Origin of the sequence: Aeromonas veronii, from assembly GCF_040215105.1 — a bacterium.
GTDB lineage: Bacteria > Pseudomonadota > Gammaproteobacteria > Enterobacterales > Aeromonadaceae > Aeromonas > Aeromonas veronii_G.
Window position 1 is genome coordinate 1,477,108 of record NZ_CP157875.1, and the last position, 16,091, is coordinate 1,493,198.

Annotated in this window: 20 protein-coding genes; 6 read left to right on the forward strand and 14 right to left on the reverse strand. The window is 62.3% G+C overall.

The window, feature by feature from the left end:
* Positions 1-163: 163 nt before the first annotated feature.
* The gene (locus ABNP46_RS06965) at positions 164-1,414 is read right to left on the reverse strand and encodes an MFS transporter (protein ID WP_349921681.1); all 1,251 of its coding nucleotides are present in this window, start codon (positions 1,412-1,414) and stop codon (positions 164-166) included.
* On the reverse strand, positions 1,407-1,907 hold the full coding sequence (locus tag ABNP46_RS06970; protein WP_349921682.1) for a nucleoside deaminase: 501 nt from the start codon (positions 1,905-1,907) through the stop codon (positions 1,407-1,409). The genes ABNP46_RS06965 and ABNP46_RS06970 overlap by 8 nt, the downstream gene beginning before the upstream one ends.
* A gap of 111 nt (positions 1,908-2,018) precedes the next feature.
* On the opposite strand from ABNP46_RS06970, the gene ABNP46_RS06975 reads away from it, so the two are divergent.
* Positions 2,019-2,861, forward strand: a complete 843-nt coding sequence (locus ABNP46_RS06975; protein WP_349921683.1) for a LysR family transcriptional regulator — start codon at positions 2,019-2,021, stop codon at positions 2,859-2,861.
* Positions 2,862-2,876: 15 nt separating this feature from the next.
* On the opposite strand, the gene ABNP46_RS06980 is transcribed toward ABNP46_RS06975, so the two are convergent.
* From ABNP46_RS06980 to ABNP46_RS07000, 5 genes are all read right to left on the reverse strand, one after another.
* Entirely contained in the window at positions 2,877-3,344 is a 468-nt protein-coding gene (locus ABNP46_RS06980; RefSeq protein ID WP_349921684.1) for a GyrI-like domain-containing protein, read from the reverse strand.
* Between the two features lie 63 nt (positions 3,345-3,407).
* Positions 3,408-3,605, reverse strand: a complete 198-nt coding sequence (gene rsmS / locus ABNP46_RS06985; RefSeq protein WP_349921685.1) for a pleiotropic regulatory protein RsmS — start codon at positions 3,603-3,605, stop codon at positions 3,408-3,410.
* Positions 3,606-3,679: 74 nt separating this feature from the next.
* Entirely contained in the window at positions 3,680-4,150 is a 471-nt protein-coding gene (locus ABNP46_RS06990) for an acyl-CoA thioesterase (protein ID WP_349921687.1), read from the reverse strand.
* Positions 4,151-4,170: 20 nt separating this feature from the next.
* Positions 4,171-4,473, reverse strand: coding sequence for a hypothetical protein (locus ABNP46_RS06995; protein WP_349921688.1), 303 nt, complete (start codon positions 4,471-4,473; stop codon positions 4,171-4,173).
* Positions 4,470-5,321: a DMT family transporter gene (locus tag ABNP46_RS07000; RefSeq protein ID WP_349921689.1), complete on the reverse strand. Its 852-nt coding sequence runs from the start codon at positions 5,319-5,321 to the stop codon at positions 4,470-4,472. The genes ABNP46_RS06995 and ABNP46_RS07000 overlap by 4 nt, the downstream gene beginning before the upstream one ends.
* Before the next feature lie 62 nt (positions 5,322-5,383).
* On the opposite strand from ABNP46_RS07000, the gene ABNP46_RS07005 reads away from it, so the two are divergent.
* Positions 5,384-6,034 (forward strand): tellurite resistance TerB family protein, encoded by a 651-nt coding sequence (locus tag ABNP46_RS07005; protein ID WP_349921690.1) that lies wholly within the window; start codon positions 5,384-5,386, stop codon positions 6,032-6,034.
* A 74-nt stretch (positions 6,035-6,108) separates the two neighbouring features.
* Here the strand turns inward: ABNP46_RS07005 and ABNP46_RS07010 are convergent, their stop codons facing one another.
* Entirely contained in the window at positions 6,109-7,533 is a 1,425-nt protein-coding gene (locus ABNP46_RS07010; RefSeq protein WP_349921691.1) for a PLP-dependent aminotransferase family protein, read from the reverse strand.
* A gap of 120 nt (positions 7,534-7,653) precedes the next feature.
* Between ABNP46_RS07010 and ABNP46_RS07015 the strand changes: the two genes are divergently transcribed.
* The 3 genes from ABNP46_RS07015 to cydX are packed head-to-tail and all read left to right on the forward strand — an operon-like array spanning position 7,654 to position 10,490.
* Positions 7,654-9,225, forward strand: a complete 1,572-nt coding sequence (locus ABNP46_RS07015) for a cytochrome ubiquinol oxidase subunit I (protein ID WP_349921692.1) — start codon at positions 7,654-7,656, stop codon at positions 9,223-9,225.
* Positions 9,225-10,352, forward strand: a complete 1,128-nt coding sequence (gene cydB, locus ABNP46_RS07020; RefSeq protein ID WP_349921693.1) for a cytochrome d ubiquinol oxidase subunit II — start codon at positions 9,225-9,227, stop codon at positions 10,350-10,352. The genes ABNP46_RS07015 and cydB overlap by 1 nt, the downstream gene beginning before the upstream one ends.
* A 24-nt stretch (positions 10,353-10,376) precedes the next feature.
* Positions 10,377-10,490 (forward strand): cytochrome bd-I oxidase subunit CydX, encoded by a 114-nt coding sequence (gene cydX, locus ABNP46_RS07025; RefSeq protein ID WP_005310033.1) that lies wholly within the window; start codon positions 10,377-10,379, stop codon positions 10,488-10,490.
* Between the two features lie 71 nt (positions 10,491-10,561).
* Here the strand turns inward: cydX and ABNP46_RS07030 are convergent, their stop codons facing one another.
* Positions 10,562-11,734, reverse strand: a complete 1,173-nt coding sequence (locus ABNP46_RS07030; RefSeq protein ID WP_349921695.1) for an MFS transporter — start codon at positions 11,732-11,734, stop codon at positions 10,562-10,564.
* A gap of 472 nt (positions 11,735-12,206) precedes the next feature.
* Here ABNP46_RS07030 and ABNP46_RS07035 point away from each other — a divergent pair, with 472 nt between their 5' ends.
* Positions 12,207-13,013, forward strand: coding sequence for a Shedu immune nuclease family protein (locus tag ABNP46_RS07035; RefSeq protein ID WP_349921696.1), 807 nt, complete (start codon positions 12,207-12,209; stop codon positions 13,011-13,013).
* Between the two features lie 246 nt (positions 13,014-13,259).
* Here the strand turns inward: ABNP46_RS07035 and dkgB are convergent, their stop codons facing one another.
* The 5 genes from dkgB to ABNP46_RS07060 form a co-directional block, all read right to left on the reverse strand.
* On the reverse strand, positions 13,260-14,063 hold the full coding sequence (dkgB, locus tag ABNP46_RS07040) for a 2,5-didehydrogluconate reductase DkgB (RefSeq protein ID WP_349921697.1): 804 nt from the start codon (positions 14,061-14,063) through the stop codon (positions 13,260-13,262).
* Between the two features lie 110 nt (positions 14,064-14,173).
* A complete protein-coding gene (locus tag ABNP46_RS07045; RefSeq protein WP_349921698.1) occupies positions 14,174-14,464 on the reverse strand; it encodes a putative quinol monooxygenase in 291 nt (96 codons plus the stop codon).
* Positions 14,465-14,621: 157 nt separating this feature from the next.
* On the reverse strand, positions 14,622-14,987 hold the full coding sequence (locus tag ABNP46_RS07050; RefSeq protein WP_349921699.1) for a VOC family protein: 366 nt from the start codon (positions 14,985-14,987) through the stop codon (positions 14,622-14,624).
* A gap of 41 nt (positions 14,988-15,028) precedes the next feature.
* The gene (locus ABNP46_RS07055) at positions 15,029-15,415 is read right to left on the reverse strand and encodes a DUF6404 family protein (protein ID WP_349921700.1); all 387 of its coding nucleotides are present in this window, start codon (positions 15,413-15,415) and stop codon (positions 15,029-15,031) included.
* A 225-nt stretch (positions 15,416-15,640) separates the two neighbouring features.
* Positions 15,641-15,988: a GFA family protein gene (locus ABNP46_RS07060; RefSeq protein ID WP_349921701.1), complete on the reverse strand. Its 348-nt coding sequence runs from the start codon at positions 15,986-15,988 to the stop codon at positions 15,641-15,643.
* Between the last annotated feature and the right edge of the window lie 103 nt (positions 15,989-16,091).

Here is a 16,091-nt window from a genome sequence, read left to right on the forward strand (position 1 = left end):
AGACCGTGATCAAGGCTCATGTGCTGCTAGGAATCCTCATTTATGTCTATAAACTCCGGTTCCAGCGCTGCTCTTCACCTTGCTGACCGCCTCTCGTGACAGATCCTGAACAGGTTCTAAGGCGCCCCATCACTCGCGTTGCAACCTTCTCAATACACCGGCCCTAGGCCGGTGTATTGCTTTGGGCAGCCAGGGGAGCGTTCGTCTTGCCAACCAAGGGGACAGCCGTCTCGCCAGTCACGGGCAGGCGCATCACGCTCGGGTAGTGCAAGGGGTTGAGCCGCAGCACCAGCAGGCTCATCAGCGCCAATCCGCCGAGTTGCCACTGCCAGGCGCTGGCAAAATCCCCGCTTATATGATGCAGGCGCGCCGCCACCCAGGGTCCGGTCGCCGCCAGCATGAAGCCAAATCCCTGCATCAGGGCGCTCAGGCTGCCGGCCCGGCGCGGATCCGGCAAATGATCGAGCGCTATCACCATGATGAGGGAGAAGCTGCCGCCGAGCCCTGCGCCGCACAGCAGGCACCAGAGGATGGGGGCCGTTTGCGGAGCCAGCCAGAGGCCGCCAAAGCCCAGCACCTGCAGCGTGATGGCAATCCCCATCCAGGGGCGCCTGTCCTCCCGGCGTGCCGCCAGCAGCGGTAGCCCCAGGCCGCTCAGGGTCTGGGCCAGGGCCAGCCAGGCCACCAGCTCACCCGAGGATTGTGCGCTCCAGCCCTGAGCCATGTAAGCGGGCGCGAGCCAGGCCACGACGATGCCGTAGCCGCTGTTGATGATGCCAAAGCAGGTGATCAGCAGCCAGCTGCGGGGCAGGGCGACGAGACGCTGTTCTGTCTGCAACGGAGGCTTAGGCGCCGGGCGCGGCAGCCGCACCCGCCAGAGAAGCCAGGCGAGCGCGAGCAGCACCGGCAGGCTCCAGAGCGCCAGCACCCGTGACCAGTCGATGAGGCCCGCGAGCCGTGGGCTCAGCATGGCGCCGAGCGCTCCGCCCCCCATCATGCAGGCGGAGAAGATCCCCATCACCAGCGGCACTCGCCGGGCAAACGCCCCCTTGATAAGGCCGGGCAGCACCCCCTGCACCAGGGCCGAGCCCAGGCCGCAGAGGGCGGCGCTGGCGATAAGCAGGGCGCCGCTCGTCAAGTCAAAGCGCAGGGCGCTGCCGAGCGCGAGCAGCAGCAAGGCGGCGCCGAGCAAGACGCCGGCGCTGGTGCGCCCGAGCAGCGCCGGGGTGCAGAGCACGCCGACACCGATGAGCAGCAGGGGCAGCAGGGTGACCCAGGCGAGGTTGTCCATGCCCATGGCGAGGCGCCCGTCTATCTGCCCCGCCAGCGGGCCGATGGCGGTGAGAAAGGGCCGCAGGTTGAGGGCGATGAGCACCACCAGCACCAGCAGGGCCGGGTTGCCGCCCTTACTCATGCTGACTGCCGTAGAGGGCTGAGGCCGGGATGGGGCTGTTGAGTTTGATGAGCGGCAGGGGCGGCGGGGAGAGAGGGAGCCGCAGCCGGTCGTAGCTGGCGCTGCTGTCAAAGCCGAAGGGGGTCGCGTCGGCATTGTCGAAGGCGTAGTAGACCGCTTGAATGCCGTTCATCACCAGCGCGCACAGGCACATGGGGCAGGGGTGGCCGCTGGCGTAGACCACGGCGCCCTTGAGCGGCCCCTGCTGGCTCGCTTCTCGCAGCGCCTCCATCTCCGCATGACGGGTGGGATCCCCGGCTTCCAGCATGCGGTTCACCGCGCTCGCCACCAGTTTTCCCTCTCTCACCAGCAGGGCGGCGAAGGGGCGGCCCCCTTGCTGGCGATGGGTCAGCGCCAGGTGCAGGGTCTGCTCAAGCCACTCCTGATGGTTGGGGTCGCTGAGGGCGGTGAGGGAGTTGACGAGGCCGGTACCGGACTGGGCGTGGGGCGACATGGGGTTGTCCTGGGCAAAAAATGGGGGTGGAGGGAGCCTAGCGACTCGCCAGGTCATTTGGAAATTAAATGATAGAATGACAATCAGTGATTTTATAAATGGTAAACGGCCATGCTGGATCCCCAATTACTGCGCAGTTTCGTCGCCATCATCGAGACCGGCAGCTTTACCCGGGCCGGGGATCGGGTCCATCTGACCCAGTCCACCATCAGCCAGCAGATGCGGCGCCTTGAGGAACAACTCGGCTGCCCGCTCCTTGATCGCACGGGCCGCACCGTGACCACCACGGTGGCCGGGGAGAAGCTGCTTGGACTGGCGCGGCGCATTCTGGCGCTGCTGGAGGAGGCCCGGGAGCGGGTGAGCGAGGCGAGCCAGCCCCTGAGGCTCGGGGTGCCGGAGGATTTTGCCGCCGGTGCCATGGCCCCGGTGCTGGGGGCCTTCGCCCGGGACTACCCTGCCGTGCGACTGGAGGTGGCAAGCGGGCTGAGTCACGAGATCTGGCAGCGTTTCGAGGGGGGCGAACTGGATCTGGCGCTCATCAAACAGACGCGGGGGCAGGGGGATCCTGTCGCCCGCTGGCGCGAGCCGCTCGCCTGGGTCGACAGTCGCGACTGGCCGGCGGCAACGCGGGATCCCGTGCCTTTGGTGGTGTTCCCAAGCGAGGGGCTCTATCGGCGGCAGATGACGGATGCGCTGGATGAGCGAGGGCTGCGCTGGCGCATCGCCTATGTCAGCGCCAGCCTCGCGAGTCTGCAAGGGGCGGTGAGCGCCGGTATCGGGGTGAGCCTGTTGCCGAGCCGGTTGGTGCAGGGCGATCAGGTCGAACTCACCGACTGGCCCCCCATGCGGGCAGTGGAGCTGGCCCTGCATCGGGGGGAGGAGGGCGGGGAAGCCCTTCGCCGCCTGAGCGAGGCCCTCATCGCCCTGTGTGACGAGGTGATGGGGCCGCGCTGATCCCGAGCACCGGGATCAGGCGGTGGCTTGCCTTGGTAGCACGGCGAGCCAGACTTCCACCTCGCCGCTGTCGGTTTGGGCGTCAAACTCGGGGCCGTAGCGCTCGAAATCCGGCTTGTGGGCAGACTCATAGCTGGATTGTGCGAGCCAGGCCAGTGCGGCTTGCCAGGTCTGGGGCAAGGTATCCACATGGCCTTGGTGCAGGAAGACGGCATAGGTCTGGGCAGTGATGCGCATCCGGCCAAGAGTGGGGGGCAGCACCTCCAGGGCGTTCACCTCCACCGCACACAGGTATTCGCAGCCGCGCTCGTCGGCGCCGCAGATGACCCCGTAGGCGTGTTCCCCGAGCTGGCCCGGCAAGGGGCCCAGCGCGCCGAAGTCGTGCCACTGGCCGCCGAAATCCCCCTGTGAAAACAGGTGATGGCGGCGTATTCCCCCCAGCAGCATGGGGCGACCTTGCTCGAATCGGATGGGGGCTGTCATGACGTTTCCTCTCTGTCGGTTGAATACATCAGGCTGGCCAGTGCTTGGCCGCCTGTGGCCTGCTTAGCCAGCACTCCCCCCTCGGTCGGGGTCGGTGCTGGCGGCCTGGGTGTGCGCCGCCTGCTGGATCTTGCGCTCATAGTCTCGTTGCACGATGGCGAGCGCCGCCAGGGCCAGAGCCGGATCGATGTCGTTGGTCTCCAGCAGTTCGATAAGATCCACCGCAAGCTTGATCTCGGGGGGGGCGTTCTCCAGTGACATTCTCTTCTCCGCATCAGTGTCGTGTCGGGGGCCAGTATACAGGGCCGCGCCCGGGTTGGTGCAGGGGTACGCCACTACAGGTGCTGGCGCATCTCCTTGTCTATCTCCTCGCGCAGGGCCATCAGCTTGAGCGCGTATTGTTGCAACTGCAGATCCCCCTCGCTCACCGGTTGCCACTGGGGCACCTTGTCCGGTTTGCCGTGCTCGTCCATGGCGACGAAGATGATGATGCAGTGGGTGGTCTTGTGGCGCTCCCGGCTGGTGGGGTGGCGGCTGTAGACATCCACCGCCAGGTGCATGCTGGTGGTGCCGGTGTGGATCACCTGGGCGTGCACCTCCACCAACTGGCCTATCTGGATGGGGCGCAGGAAGCGGATGCCCCCCACGTAGACGGTGACGGCATAGCCGCCACACCAGCCGGCGGCGCAGGCGTAACCCGCCTGATCGATCCACTTCATCACCATGCCGCCGTGCACCTTGCCGCCGAAGTTCACGTCGGCGGGCTCGGCCAGAAACTGCAGGGTCAGCTCGCGGGGTGGGGTCATGTTCTCTCCTTGCTGCCGGCTCATGGCCGGGTACTCTTGCGATAAGCCTCGGCCTGCTGGCAGGGAGGCAGGGATGACACATAGGGGCGCTCGTTGCCGGTGCGCTGGCCGACGCTGGCGTATTGTTGCTGACAACGGGTCGCCTTGCCTCCCGCCCTGACGCAGGCATCGATGCGCTGCTGTCGGTCTTGTCCCGTCTGCAACTGGCGGGCGTTGAGGCAGGCTCTGTCCAATCCGTCCTGATGGGTCTGCCTGTCCGGGGTGGCGGCCAGCAGGCCACCGGCGAGGGTGCAGGTGAGCAGCAGTATGACAAGCTTCATCATGATTTGTCTCCTTGCGGGGTGCGCCCCGCGATGACCAGCGCTATCCCCCCGAGGATACCCAGGGAGGAGAGCAACAGCCGCCATGATCCCGACTCATCGAGCAGGATGAGCCCGGCCAGGAGGGCGAGCGGGGGCACCAGTAGCTGGATGCTGGCGGCCAGGGTGCGCCCGAGCTGGGGCAGCACCTGATACCAGAGGGCATAGCCGAGACCGGAGGCGAGCCCCCCTGATGCCAGGGCGTAGCCGATGGCGGTCGGGCTGGCATTGAGTTGCCCCAGCCACAGATAGAGCAGGGCCGCAGGCAGGCTGGCCATCAGGAAGTGGCCCGCGTTGGCGGCGACGGGATCGCTAAAACGCGGCGCGCGCAGGGTATAGCAGGCCCAGGCGATGCCGGCGGCGACCATCAGCACGGCCCCCAGGGGATCCGGCGCGCTGATGCCGGGCAGCAGCAGCAAAATAAGCCCCGCCATGGCGAGCAGCAGGCCGGCCCACTGGAAAGGGGGAAGCCGCTCGCCACGCAGCAGCGGCGGGGCCAGCATGCTGAGCTGGACGGCGGCGAACAGCAGCAGGGCGCCGGTGCCTGTGGTCAGGGTCAGGTAGGCGAAGGAGAAGGCGGCGCCGTAGATGACGAGGCAGAGGGCGCCAGCCCAGTCTCCTTGGCGCGCTGGCGTGGGACGGCGCGCCGAGCAGAGCAGGAACAGCACCAGGGCGCCGCTGGTCAGGCGCAGCAGGGTGAACAGGGCCGGATCCATGCGCTCTTCAAACAGTGCCAGGCGGCAGAGCACCGAGTTGGCGGCGAATGCCACCAGGGTCAGCAGAGTGAGCAGCAACAGGCGGGGTAGCGGCATTTATTCACCTTGAGTTCAGTGGCGGCGAACCAGCATAAAGCAAAATGCAATGAGGAGGGCCTATGAAACAAATACTCGATCAACTGCTCGGCAGCGGCAAGAGCTGGCTCAACGATGGCGGCGACAGCCGCAAGGCCCAGATGAAGGGCATGGCGCAGGGCGGCCTGGCGGCCGGGGCCATGGCTTTGCTGCTCGGCAACAAGAAGATACGTAAATATGGTGGCAAGGTGGCGGCGGTGGGCGGTGCGGCGGCCCTCGGTGGTCTCGCCTACAAGCTCTACCAGGACTGGCAATCCCAGCAGGGCGGGGCGGCGCAACCAGCCCAGCCTCTGGATTCCCTGCAGGGACAGGCGCTTGACGCCCGTGCCACCCTGCTGGTGCGTGCCATGGTGGCGGCGGCCCGGGCCGATGGTCACATCGACGACGCCGAGCGCCAGAAGATCCAGCAGTACCTGACCGAACAGGGGCAGAGCGATGCGGCCCGCTGGATTGACGCCGAGCTGGCCCGCCCGCTGGATCCCCAGGCCCTGGCCCGGGAGGTCACCGACATGGAGCAGGCCACCGAGGTCTACCTCGCCTCCCTGCTCACCGTCGAGGTGGATCACTTCATGGAGCGCGGTTATCTGGACGAGCTGGCCCGTGCCCTCAGGCTCGATGACAACCTCAAAGGCAGCATAGAGAAGCAGGTGGCCCAGCTGGGGTCGCCGAGCTGATCCGCACGTTCGTACTCGATGAAAAGGCCCCGTCATGGGGCCTGTTTGTGTTCGGCCGCGTCCGCCTCAAGGGCTCAACGCAACAAGGGTTTGTCTAACTGCTGCCGGATAAGCTCCGCCAACTGGCCGAGGGCGGCCTCCAGCTCTGGGCTCCAGGGATGGGAGCTGTTTAGGCGCAGGCAGTGGTTGTGCTGACCTTGGCTGGAAAAGAGCGCCCCGGGCGCCAGGGAAAAGCCGCAGGCGAGCGCTCTGGCGTGCAGGGCCCGGCTGTCGAGACGCTCGTCAAATTCCAGCCAGAGGAAGTAGCCGCCATCGGGGGAGGAAATGCGCACATCCAGGGGCAGGAGGCGCAGCAGAGCGGCCCGCATCTGCTGCTGGCGCTGGGCCAGGGTGTGGCGCAGGCGCCGAAAATGGGCATCCACCCCGCCCTGGCGCAGCATGTCGGCAAGCGCCAGCTGGCTCGGCACATTGGTCGACAGGGTCGACATCAGCTGCAGCCGCTGGATGCGCTCGGCATGGGGGCCCGCCACCACCCAGCCGACCCGAAAGCCCGGCGCCAGGCATTTGGAAAACGAGCTGCACAGCAGGCTGTCCCCCCGAGCGTCCCAATGCTTGAGCGGGCGCGGCCGCTCGCGGCCAAAATAGATCTCCGCATAGACGTCGTCCTCCACCAGAGGAACCCGGTGGGCGTTGAGCAGCTGCATCAGCGCCTCCTTGTGGCCATCCGGCATGGTGTGACCCAGTGGATGCTGGACGTTGCCCATCAGCCAGCACGCCTTGATGGGGCGCTGGGCCAGGGCCTGTGCCAGCAGCGCAAGATCGATGCCAACCCCGGGGGTGACCGGGATCTCCACCGCCTTGAGCTGCAGACGCTCTATGGCCTGCAGGGCGCCGTAGAAGGTGGGAGACTCCACCACCACCCAGTCTCCCGGCTCGGTCAGCACCTGCAGGCTGAGGGAGAGCGCCTCCATGGCTCCCGTGGTGATGATGATCTCTTGGGGGTCGACCAGCAGGCCATCGTCCGCGTAGCGGCGGGCGATGGCCCGGCGCAACGTCTCGTTGCCGGGGGGCAAATCCGCCACCGTGCTGAAGGGATCGAGCCGGCGCATGCAGCTGCCCAGCGCCCGGCCGAGCTGGGGATGGGGGAAGAGGACGGGATCCGCCACCGCCATGCCGAGCGGCACCAGATCCCGGGACTTGCTCGCCTGCAGCACCTCGAACACCAGATCGTTGATGTCCACCGAGCCGCTGTAGTGCGCCTGCTGGGGGGCGCTGATGCGCTGGGGGGAGGCGGCGGCCTTGACGTAGTAACCGGACTGGGGCCGCGCCAACACCAGGCCGCGGCTCTCCAGCAGCTGGTAGGCCTGCAGCACCGTCATGGGGCTCAAATGATGGGTCTTGCAGCTCTGGCGGATGGAGGGGATGCGCTCCCCCGGCCGCCAGACGCCGCTCTCTATCTGCTGCTGCAGCTGATCTGCCAGTTGGCCGTAGCGGGACATGGTGGGCTCAAACTGTTATAGGTGTATTTCACTATAACTGCATCTGTTATAGGTGTCATGGCACGTGTTGTACTTAACGGGCGAAAACCTGTCTGTTAAATGCAACATAGAGAGTCATGCATGATAAGCTTGGATGATGTGGTCAGCCTCTCCCGAATACAGTTCGGCGCGACGGCGATGTTCCACTTTCTGTTTGTACCCCTCACCCTGGGGCTGTCCTGGATCCTGGTGATTGCCGAGTCGGCCTACGTGATGACCGGCAAGGTGATCTACAAGGACATCACCCGCTTCTGGGGCAAGTTGTTCGGTATCAACTTCGTGATGGGGGTGACTACCGGGATTACGTTGGAGTTCCAGTTCGGGACCAACTGGGCCTACTACTCCCACTACGTCGGCGACATCTTCGGCACTCCGCTCGCGGTGGAGGGACTGATGGCCTTCTTCCTCGAATCCACCCTGGTGGGACTCTTCTTCTTCGGCTGGGACAAACTCTCCCGCGGTCAGCACCTGATGGTGACCATGCTGGTGGCGCTCGGCTCCAACCTCTCAGCGCTCTGGATCCTCATCGCCAACGGCTGGATGCAGAACCCGGTCGGCGCCGAGTTCAACCCCATGACGATGCGCATGGAGCTGGTGGACGTGGCCGCTGTCATCTTCAACCCGGTGGCCCAGGTCAAGTTCGTGCACACGGTGGCGGCGGGCTATGTGGCTGCTTCCCTGTTCGTGATGGGGGTGAGCAGCTGGTATCTGCTGCGCCGCATGGAGGTGCGCTTCGCCCTGCGCTCCTTCGCCATCGCCTCGGGTTTCGGTCTGGCCGCCATCCTCTCGGTCATAGTACTGGGTGACGAGTCTGGCTATCGCACCGGCGAGGTACAGAAGGTGAAACTCGCCGCCATCGAGGCGGAGTGGCACACCGAGCCTGCCCCGGCCTCCTTCACCCTGTTCGGTCTGCCGGATCAGAGCGCCGAGACCACCCACGCCGCGGTCAAGATCCCTTATCTGATGGGCATTATCGCCACCCGCTCCCTCGATGAGCAGGTGACGGGCCTGAAAGATCTCAAGGCCGAGCACGAGGTGCGCATCCGCAGTGGCATGCTGGCCCACGATGCCCTGGAAGCCCTGCGGGCGGATGGCGGCAATGCTGAGGCCAGGGCCACCTTCGAGCGCCACCGCGCCGATCTCGGCTACGGCCTGCTGCTGACCCCCTACGCCAAGGAGATTGGCAAGGCGGACGAGGTGGCCATTGCCAAGGCGGTGGACGACTCCATCCCCCAGGTGGCGCCACTGTTCTGGAGCTTCCGACTGATGGTGGGCATAGGTGTGGTATTGCTGCTGCTCTTTACCGCCGCCTTCCTGCAGCTGTGCCGGGGCCGGCTGGTGCAATCGACCCGCTTGCTCAAGGCCCTGTTCTGGTCCATCCCCCTGCCCTGGATTGCCATCGAGGCGGGCTGGTTCGTGGCCGAGTTCGGTCGCCAGCCCTGGACCATCAGCGACGTGCTGCCGGTGTCGGCATCCGTCTCCTTGCTGCGCCCGGGCCAACTCTGGTTCAGCCTCATCTCCATCTTCCTCATCTACAGCACGCTGCTGGTGGTGGAGCTGTTCTTGTTGCGTCACGTGATCCGCAAAGGGCCCGCCAGCCTGCAGACGGGTCGTTATCAAGGTGAAGTGTTGAAAAACGGGAGTCCCGTCTGATGGATTACGAAACCCTGAAACTCGTCTGGTGGGGGCTGGTGCTCTTCCTGCTCATCGGCTTCGTGGTGATGGATGGCTTCGATCTCGGGGTCGGCATGCTGTTGCCCGTGGTGGCCAAGAACGATGAGGAGCGGCGGGTGCTGCTCAACAGCGTGGGGCCCGTGTGGGAGGGCAACCAGGTGTGGCTCATCGCCGGCGCCGGCACCCTGTTCGCCGCCTGGCCTCTGGTCTATGCGGCCTCCTTCTCGGCGCTCTATGTGCCCTTCATGTTCCTGCTGTTCGGCCTCTTCCTGCGCCCGGTCGGTTTTGACTATCGCAGCAAGCTGCCGGACCCCGTGTGGCGCCGCTGGTGGGACCGGGCCCTGGTGATGGGAGCCCTGCTGCCGACCCTGGTGTTTGGCGCGACCCTCGCCTTCTTGCTGCAAGGCTTGCCGTTTCGCTTCGACTCGGCCCTTCGCATCCACTATGGCGCCTTCGATTTTAACTGGCCGCTGCTCTTCACCTGCATGGGCACGGCGCTGGCCCTGCTGATGCTCCATGGCTGCAGCTTCTTGCAGTGCAAGACTCAAGGGGTGATAGCGGCGCGCTGCGCTCGCCAGAGCCGCTGGCTCGGCCCTCTGGCAAGCGCTCTGTTTGCCTTGGGCGGCTTCTGGCTCAGCCAGATGCGCGGCTACCAGATAGCCGAGATTGGGGATCTCAACAGCGCCCTGACCCCCCTGATGAAACAGGTGACGACGGCGCCGGATGGCTGGTTTGGCAACTTCATTACGCACCCCGTGCTCTGGGCCGTGCCGGCACTTGGCCTCTTGCTGCCGCTCTTGAGCGCGCTGGCAAGCAGCCTTGGCCGGGCGCGGCTCGCCATCGTCGCCAGCGGCGGTGCCTGCGCCGCCATGATGCTGACCATCGCCATCGCCCTGTTCCCCTTCGTGCTGCCCTCGTCTCTGGATCCGTCGAGCAGCCTGACCCTGTGGGACGGCATCTCCAGCGAGCGCACCCTCTTCATCATGCTGGGCATAGTCGCCGTGCTGATGCCAATCAACATCGGCTACACCCTCTGGGTCTACTGGGTGGCGCGGGGCAAGATGAGTACCGAGCAGGTGCGTGAACACGGCCATAGCCTCTACTAACACCGGAATTGAGGAGTCTTCGATATGTGGTATTTCACCTGGATACTGGGGCTGGGGTTTGCGCTGCTGTGCGGCCTGGTCAATCTGCTCTGGCTCGAGGCGCGCTGGGCCGCGGATGAGGATCTCAAGGAGTCTTGAGCCGCGCCATCTTGCCAATGAAAAAGGCCGACACTGGGTGTCGGCCTTTTTGTTTGTGTCTGAGCAGCGGATCAGACGGTCAGGGCGATCCTGGCCTCGCGCTGCTCGCTGATATGGGTGAGGCCATAGGCCAGCAACACTATGAGGGCCCCGATCCAGGGGGTGTGCATCAACCCTAGGTGCTCCACCACAAAGCCCCCCACCACAGACCCCAGGGCGATGCCGACGTTGAAGGCGGCGATATTGAGGCCTGAGGCCACGTCCACGGCATTGGGGGTGTGGATTTCGGCCTGTTTGACCACCAGCACCTGCAGCCCAGGCACGTTGCCAAACGCGAAGGCGCCCCACACCAGCACGGTGAGCACGGCGAGCACAGGGTGCGGTGCGGTGAAGGTGAGGGTGAGCAGCACCAGGGCGAGGCCTGCGAACAGTAGCTTCAAGGCAGGCAGCGGGCCCATCTTGTCGGCCAGCTTGCCGCCCCAGATGTTGCCGACCGCCACCGATACCCCGTATACCAGCAGGATCAGGCTCACCGCGTTGGCGCCAAAGCCGCTCACCTGCTGCAGGATGGGGGCGAGGAAGGTAAAGGCCGTGAAGGCACCGCCGTAACCCAGCGCCGTCTTGGCATAGACCAGCAGCAGCGGCTTGTGGGTCAGCACCGAGAGCTGTTCACGAATGCTGGAGGCTGCGCCCTTGGGCAGGTTGTTTGGAATGAGCAGCAGACTGCCCACCATGGCGATGATCCCGAGCAGACTCACCACTAGGAAGGTCTCGCGCCAGCCGAACTGCTGGCCAATCCAGGTGCCGAGCGGCACGCCAGTCACCAGGGCCACCGTCAGGCCGCTGAACATGATGGCGATGGCGCTCGCCGCCTTCTCCTTGGCCACCAGACCCGTGGCTATGGTGCTACCCACCGAGAAGAAGACCCCGTGGGCCAGCCCGGTCAGCACGCGGGCGACGATCAGGCTCTCGTAACCTGGGGCCTGCCAGGCCAGCAGGTTGCCAGCGGTGAACAGCGCCATCAGGCCCACCAGCAGCCACTTGCGCGGCAGCTTGCCGGTCAGCGCCGTCAACACGGGCGCGCCGATGGCGACGCCGAGGGCGTAGAGGCTGACCAGGAGGCCTGCCGAGGGCAGGGAGACGTGCAGCTGCTCGGCTATGGTGGGAATGAGCCCCACGATGACAAATTCGGTGGTGCCGATCGCAAAGGCACTCAGGGTGAGGGCAAACAACGCCAGTGGCATACAAACTCCTTGAATGGTGACTCCCGACGGGAGAATGGCGGCAGTATGCCCCCGGAGTTTGTTGGCAAAAATGACGATGACATCAAATTACTTTTGATCTATTTGCAGCAATAGCCGAAATGTTGATGTAGTGGTAAGGTAGGAATGCCTACTCTGGGCGAAGTTAAGATGTCTGCCGCGCAGGCTCACTATCGGAGATTTTAATGACGGTTCAGGCTGTGGAGTTGACGAAGTTAACCAACTCAAAAAAATTCAAGATGTTACTAGCTGGCACCTGACAACACAGATGAAAGCGCGTGAGCGATCTCCTGTGCAGGTATCTTGTGTTACAAAGCTCTGAACCATTTCTCGGTGATTATCCAGCAATGCTTGAATATCATGTAGCAGTTAATTTGTATTGATATTGAAATAATCACATACATAATGGCACCAGTGAAGCTATAAATTTTCTAAATCATAAGTAGGGGTTCTTATGTTCATCATTGGGCAAGCTATCAACGATAAAAAGAAAGAGTTTATTGACCTGCTAAACAAAAATGAGAGTGAACAGGTATATCAGACTTATCTTGAAGAGAACACAATGTTCATTCCAAGGGAGTTTGAGCAAAATCATGGTATTCATTTCAGTACGGTGTTTAGGAAGTTACCTTTATCGAGTGATTATAAACCAGACTTTGTATATCTATCAAAAAGCTCTGATAACTGGAATGTAGTGTTGGTTGAAATCGAAAAACCATCTTCAAAATATTTTAAAGCAAACTCTACTATATTTCATACGGACTTCAATGTTGCTTTGCAACAAATCAACACTTGGAGGGCATGGTTTGAAGATGAATCCAACAGAAATCATTTTAAAAATAATACGCTGCAGGGCTTTATTGAGCCAGCTCACATGGGGCGGAATCCGTTCAATTTTAAATATGTTCTGGTGCATGGCCGTAGGGAGGAATACGAAAATAATGTGCAAAGAACTGCACTCATAAGAGGTCAGCAGAGAAGTGATTTCTCAATAATCTCATTTGACAGTTTGGCTGAAAATATTGAAAGAAAATATAAGTTATATATTGGGGTTAAGAAAAACAATCATTACGAATTAATATCAAAAGAATTTATTGATGAGGGCATTTTTGCATGGATGGATACAAGTGTGTTAGTTATTACACAAGATATATACGATGATGCACTTTCAAAGTCGGAAACTTGGCATCATTTTAAGCCTACAAAAGATGGAATGATTAAAGTAATGGAGGCTGTTCTTCCAGTTATTAGACGAATTTGAGTGTGAAAAATAAAATAAGAAAACAGGCGCAAATTAGCTTGCGCTAGAACAATATTCTAAATACTCCATTTATTTTGGTAGTGGCTTTTTCAACTTTGCTAGCTTGCGGACATCTGAGTTTAGTGTTGACAGAGAGGATGTTATCTGGCGAAGAACAGCAATGGTAACGCACCAAACCAAAAAAATCGGGAGGCATAGTGCCTCCCGCTTCCACGTGATCATGATGCAGTTAAATGTTCTGATGGATTAATCCCAATCTGGTGCAAAGTCCGGGTTGGCGCAGCGCTCGCCCCGATCCAGGGTCGCTATCTGTGCCATCTCCTCGGCGCTGAGCTGCACCTTGAGAGCGGCCAGGTTGGCGGCCTGATTCTCCCGCTTGGTGGAGCTCGGGATCACCGTCATGCCCTGGGCCAGCAGCCAGGCCAGGGACACCTGGGCCGGGGAGACGCCGTGGCGTTTGCCGATCTCCAGCAAGAGCGGCTCGCTCAGCACCTTGCCATAGGCGAGCGGCATATAGGCGGTGAGGGCGATGCCCTGCTCCTGGCAGAACGCCACCACCTTGCGGTTTTGCAGCAGGGGGTGAATTTCCACCTGCTGGTGCGCGATGGCGCCCGGCCCCAGGATGGTGATGGCCTCTTTAAGCTGAGCCACGGTGAAGTTGGAAACCCCTATCTCCCGGGTCAGCCCCTGGGCCCTGGCCTCGGCCAGCTGCTCCAGGTAGACGGCCATCGGCACCTCATCCTGGGGGGAGGGCCAGTGAATGAGCGCCAAATCCAGATAGTCGGTGCGCAGCTTCTCAAGGCTGGTTTTGAGGCTCGGGATCACCTTGCCCGGCCCGAACTCGCTGGTCCACACCTTGGTGGTCAGGTAGATCTCGTTGCGAGGCACGTTCGTGCTGGCCAGCACCTGGCCCACTTCGGATTCGTTGTCATAGATCTGGGCGGTGTCGATATGGCGATAGCCGAGCTCTAGGCCGGTGTTCAGAGTGGCGACCAAAGGCTCGCCCTTCAGGCGGAAGGTTCCCAAACCGATTGCAGGCATTTTCATCATCAATTTCCTCATGTTCTCTATTTTTACGCTCTTGTGTATCGGGTTTGCCCATCACTGGGGTCGCCATCGTCGGCTGACCCTCTTGATGGGCAGCAAAAGGGTGCAGGCGGTCAGGCCAAGTGATAGCGGTGAACCTGGCTTCTGGCAAACCAGCCTCGGGTCTGGGCCACGAAGGCGAGAAAATGGGGCGTCTGCTGGTGGGCGATGAGCGCTTCTTCGCTCGTCCATTCCTCGTGCAGCATCCAGCGGTGGGGGGCATCCAGGCTCTGATGCAACTGGTAGCGAAGGCACCCCGGCTCTTGCAGACTGGCCGCGATGAGCGGGGCCAGGGCGGATGGCAGCTCGGCGCCAAACTCGGGTCTGGCCTCCAGCTCGGCAATCACTGTGATGGGGACGGGCATCTGACTCTCCTCGGGACAACGAGGGTCAGTATGCCTGCGGCGGCGGGTGTGAAAGAGGGGGCAGGTCGCAAAACACTATTGAGCGCAGCGCAGCAATCGCGGGTTGGCGGCATGGACTGCCAACCCTTCAATGGGAACAGGGCACTGCCGCGCCAACTCAGGCTTGGGCCGACTCGGACCAGACCGCAAACTCATTGCCGCTCGGTTCGACGAAATGGAAACGGCGACCGCCGGGGAAGTCGAACAGGGGGCGGTTGATGATGCCGCCCCACTGGCTCACCTTGGCCTGGGTCGTGGCAATATCGGCGCTGTAGAAGATCAGCAGGGCGCCTCCCTGGTGGCTGTGGCTGCACAGATCCGCCCGGTAGAAGCCGCCATCCAGCCCTTCTCCCGCAAAGGCGCAGTAGTCGGGGCCGTAATCGACGAACTGCCAGCCAAAGGCTCCCTCGAAGAAGGCTTTGGTGGCGGCGAGATCCCTGGCGGCAAACTCCACATAGTTCAGTTTTTCATGGGACTGGGTCATGCACGGCTCCTTGCTAGATGGATGTTGCCTGAGTGGTTGCCCTATCTGGGCTGCCAGCGCTGCTGGGTCCGTGGGGTGGAGCCGGGTAGTGCCTTCCAGGGAGTCAGCTTGAGTTGCTTACGGCGCACCCAGAAGACGATGGCCATCAGCAGCCCGACACCGATGGCAAAAAAACTGGTCTGGCGCAGGGCATACCCCAGGCTCACCTCATGCTCCCAGCCGAAGAACCACATCAGCAGACCCCAGATGATGCCTGTCGGCAGCCCCATGGTGAGCAGGTTGACCATAAAGTGCTCATAGTAGGGCGGTCTGATATTGATCCCCGCCTTGCGCAACAGCCAGATGAGTGGCGGGTTGTAGTTGAGTTCCTTAATGCCCTTGCTGGCCAGCTCTTTGTGGGCGGCGAACAGGCGGTGTTCAAATGACATCTGCTTCCCTTTCATAACAGCAAAGCGGAGCTGGCGACAAGACGCCGGCTCCGAATATCCCTATGTAGGCGTCGATTGTAACCTTGTTGTGGGCTGGAGAGTTAGCGCCAGATCCCATCCTGGGGGTGAGGGATTGACAGAGCCTGAGGGAGGGGCGGTGGTGCAAAGGGGGGCACGCCAAGGCTCGATGGCCCCGGCGTGCGGATGACAGGGCTCAGCACCTGCTCACAGGGCCCGGCCATCGTAGTGCTGCACCGGCAGGGCGTCGGGATCCACTCCCTCCAGGCAGCGGACATTAACGGCGACGATGTGATTGCCCTTGGGATCCACGCCGTCGCAATAGGGGTGGATGCCGCACACCGGGCAGAATCGGTGTTTGACCACGTGCTTGTGGAAGGTGTAGGTGCTAGCCGCCTCGTCCGGGGTCAACAACGTCAGCTTGGCGCGAGGCAGCATCCACAGCAGGGATCCCTTGCGCTGACAGATTGAGCAGTTGCAGGCCATGGCCTGGGTCAGCTCCCCCTCCACTTCGAATGCCACCTTGCCGCAGTGGCAGCTTCCCTTGTACTTCATGACTGACTCCTTGGTTGATGGAGCGCCGAGCCGGCGTCTGCGTGATCCAGGGCATGCCTGTTACGGGGCGATAAGCGACCCGCCTCAGTATAGTCAGGCCCCA

Excerpts from the sequence above, each read along its gene's own strand:
- ABNP46_RS06965 (WP_349921681.1), bottom strand. The coding sequence starts at position 1,414 with ATGAGTAAGGGCGGCAACCCGGCCCTGCTGGTGCTGGTGGTGCTCATC.
- ABNP46_RS06970 (WP_349921682.1), bottom strand. The coding sequence starts at position 1,907 with ATGTCGCCCCACGCCCAGTCCGGTACCGGCCTCGTCAACTCCCTCACC.
- ABNP46_RS06975 (WP_349921683.1), top strand. The coding sequence starts at position 2,019 with ATGCTGGATCCCCAATTACTGCGCAGTTTCGTCGCCATCATCGAGACC.
- ABNP46_RS06980 (WP_349921684.1), bottom strand. The coding sequence starts at position 3,344 with ATGACAGCCCCCATCCGATTCGAGCAAGGTCGCCCCATGCTGCTGGGG.
- rsmS (WP_349921685.1), bottom strand. The coding sequence starts at position 3,605 with ATGTCACTGGAGAACGCCCCCCCCGAGATCAAGCTTGCGGTGGATCTT.
- ABNP46_RS06990 (WP_349921687.1), bottom strand. The coding sequence starts at position 4,150 with ATGACCCCACCCCGCGAGCTGACCCTGCAGTTTCTGGCCGAGCCCGCC.
- ABNP46_RS06995 (WP_349921688.1), bottom strand. The coding sequence starts at position 4,473 with ATGATGAAGCTTGTCATACTGCTGCTCACCTGCACCCTCGCCGGTGGC.
- ABNP46_RS07000 (WP_349921689.1), bottom strand. The coding sequence starts at position 5,321 with ATGCCGCTACCCCGCCTGTTGCTGCTCACTCTGCTGACCCTGGTGGCA.
- ABNP46_RS07005 (WP_349921690.1), top strand. The coding sequence starts at position 5,384 with ATGAAACAAATACTCGATCAACTGCTCGGCAGCGGCAAGAGCTGGCTC.
- ABNP46_RS07010 (WP_349921691.1), bottom strand. The coding sequence starts at position 7,533 with ATGTCCCGCTACGGCCAACTGGCAGATCAGCTGCAGCAGCAGATAGAG.
- ABNP46_RS07015 (WP_349921692.1), top strand. The coding sequence starts at position 7,654 with ATGATAAGCTTGGATGATGTGGTCAGCCTCTCCCGAATACAGTTCGGC.
- cydB (WP_349921693.1), top strand. The coding sequence starts at position 9,225 with ATGGATTACGAAACCCTGAAACTCGTCTGGTGGGGGCTGGTGCTCTTC.
- cydX (WP_005310033.1), top strand. The coding sequence starts at position 10,377 with ATGTGGTATTTCACCTGGATACTGGGGCTGGGGTTTGCGCTGCTGTGC.
- ABNP46_RS07030 (WP_349921695.1), bottom strand. The coding sequence starts at position 11,734 with ATGCCACTGGCGTTGTTTGCCCTCACCCTGAGTGCCTTTGCGATCGGC.
- ABNP46_RS07035 (WP_349921696.1), top strand. The coding sequence starts at position 12,207 with ATGTTCATCATTGGGCAAGCTATCAACGATAAAAAGAAAGAGTTTATT.
- dkgB (WP_349921697.1), bottom strand. The coding sequence starts at position 14,063 with ATGATGAAAATGCCTGCAATCGGTTTGGGAACCTTCCGCCTGAAGGGC.
- ABNP46_RS07045 (WP_349921698.1), bottom strand. The coding sequence starts at position 14,464 with ATGCCCGTCCCCATCACAGTGATTGCCGAGCTGGAGGCCAGACCCGAG.
- ABNP46_RS07050 (WP_349921699.1), bottom strand. The coding sequence starts at position 14,987 with ATGACCCAGTCCCATGAAAAACTGAACTATGTGGAGTTTGCCGCCAGG.
- ABNP46_RS07055 (WP_349921700.1), bottom strand. The coding sequence starts at position 15,415 with ATGTCATTTGAACACCGCCTGTTCGCCGCCCACAAAGAGCTGGCCAGC.
- ABNP46_RS07060 (WP_349921701.1), bottom strand. The coding sequence starts at position 15,988 with ATGAAGTACAAGGGAAGCTGCCACTGCGGCAAGGTGGCATTCGAAGTG.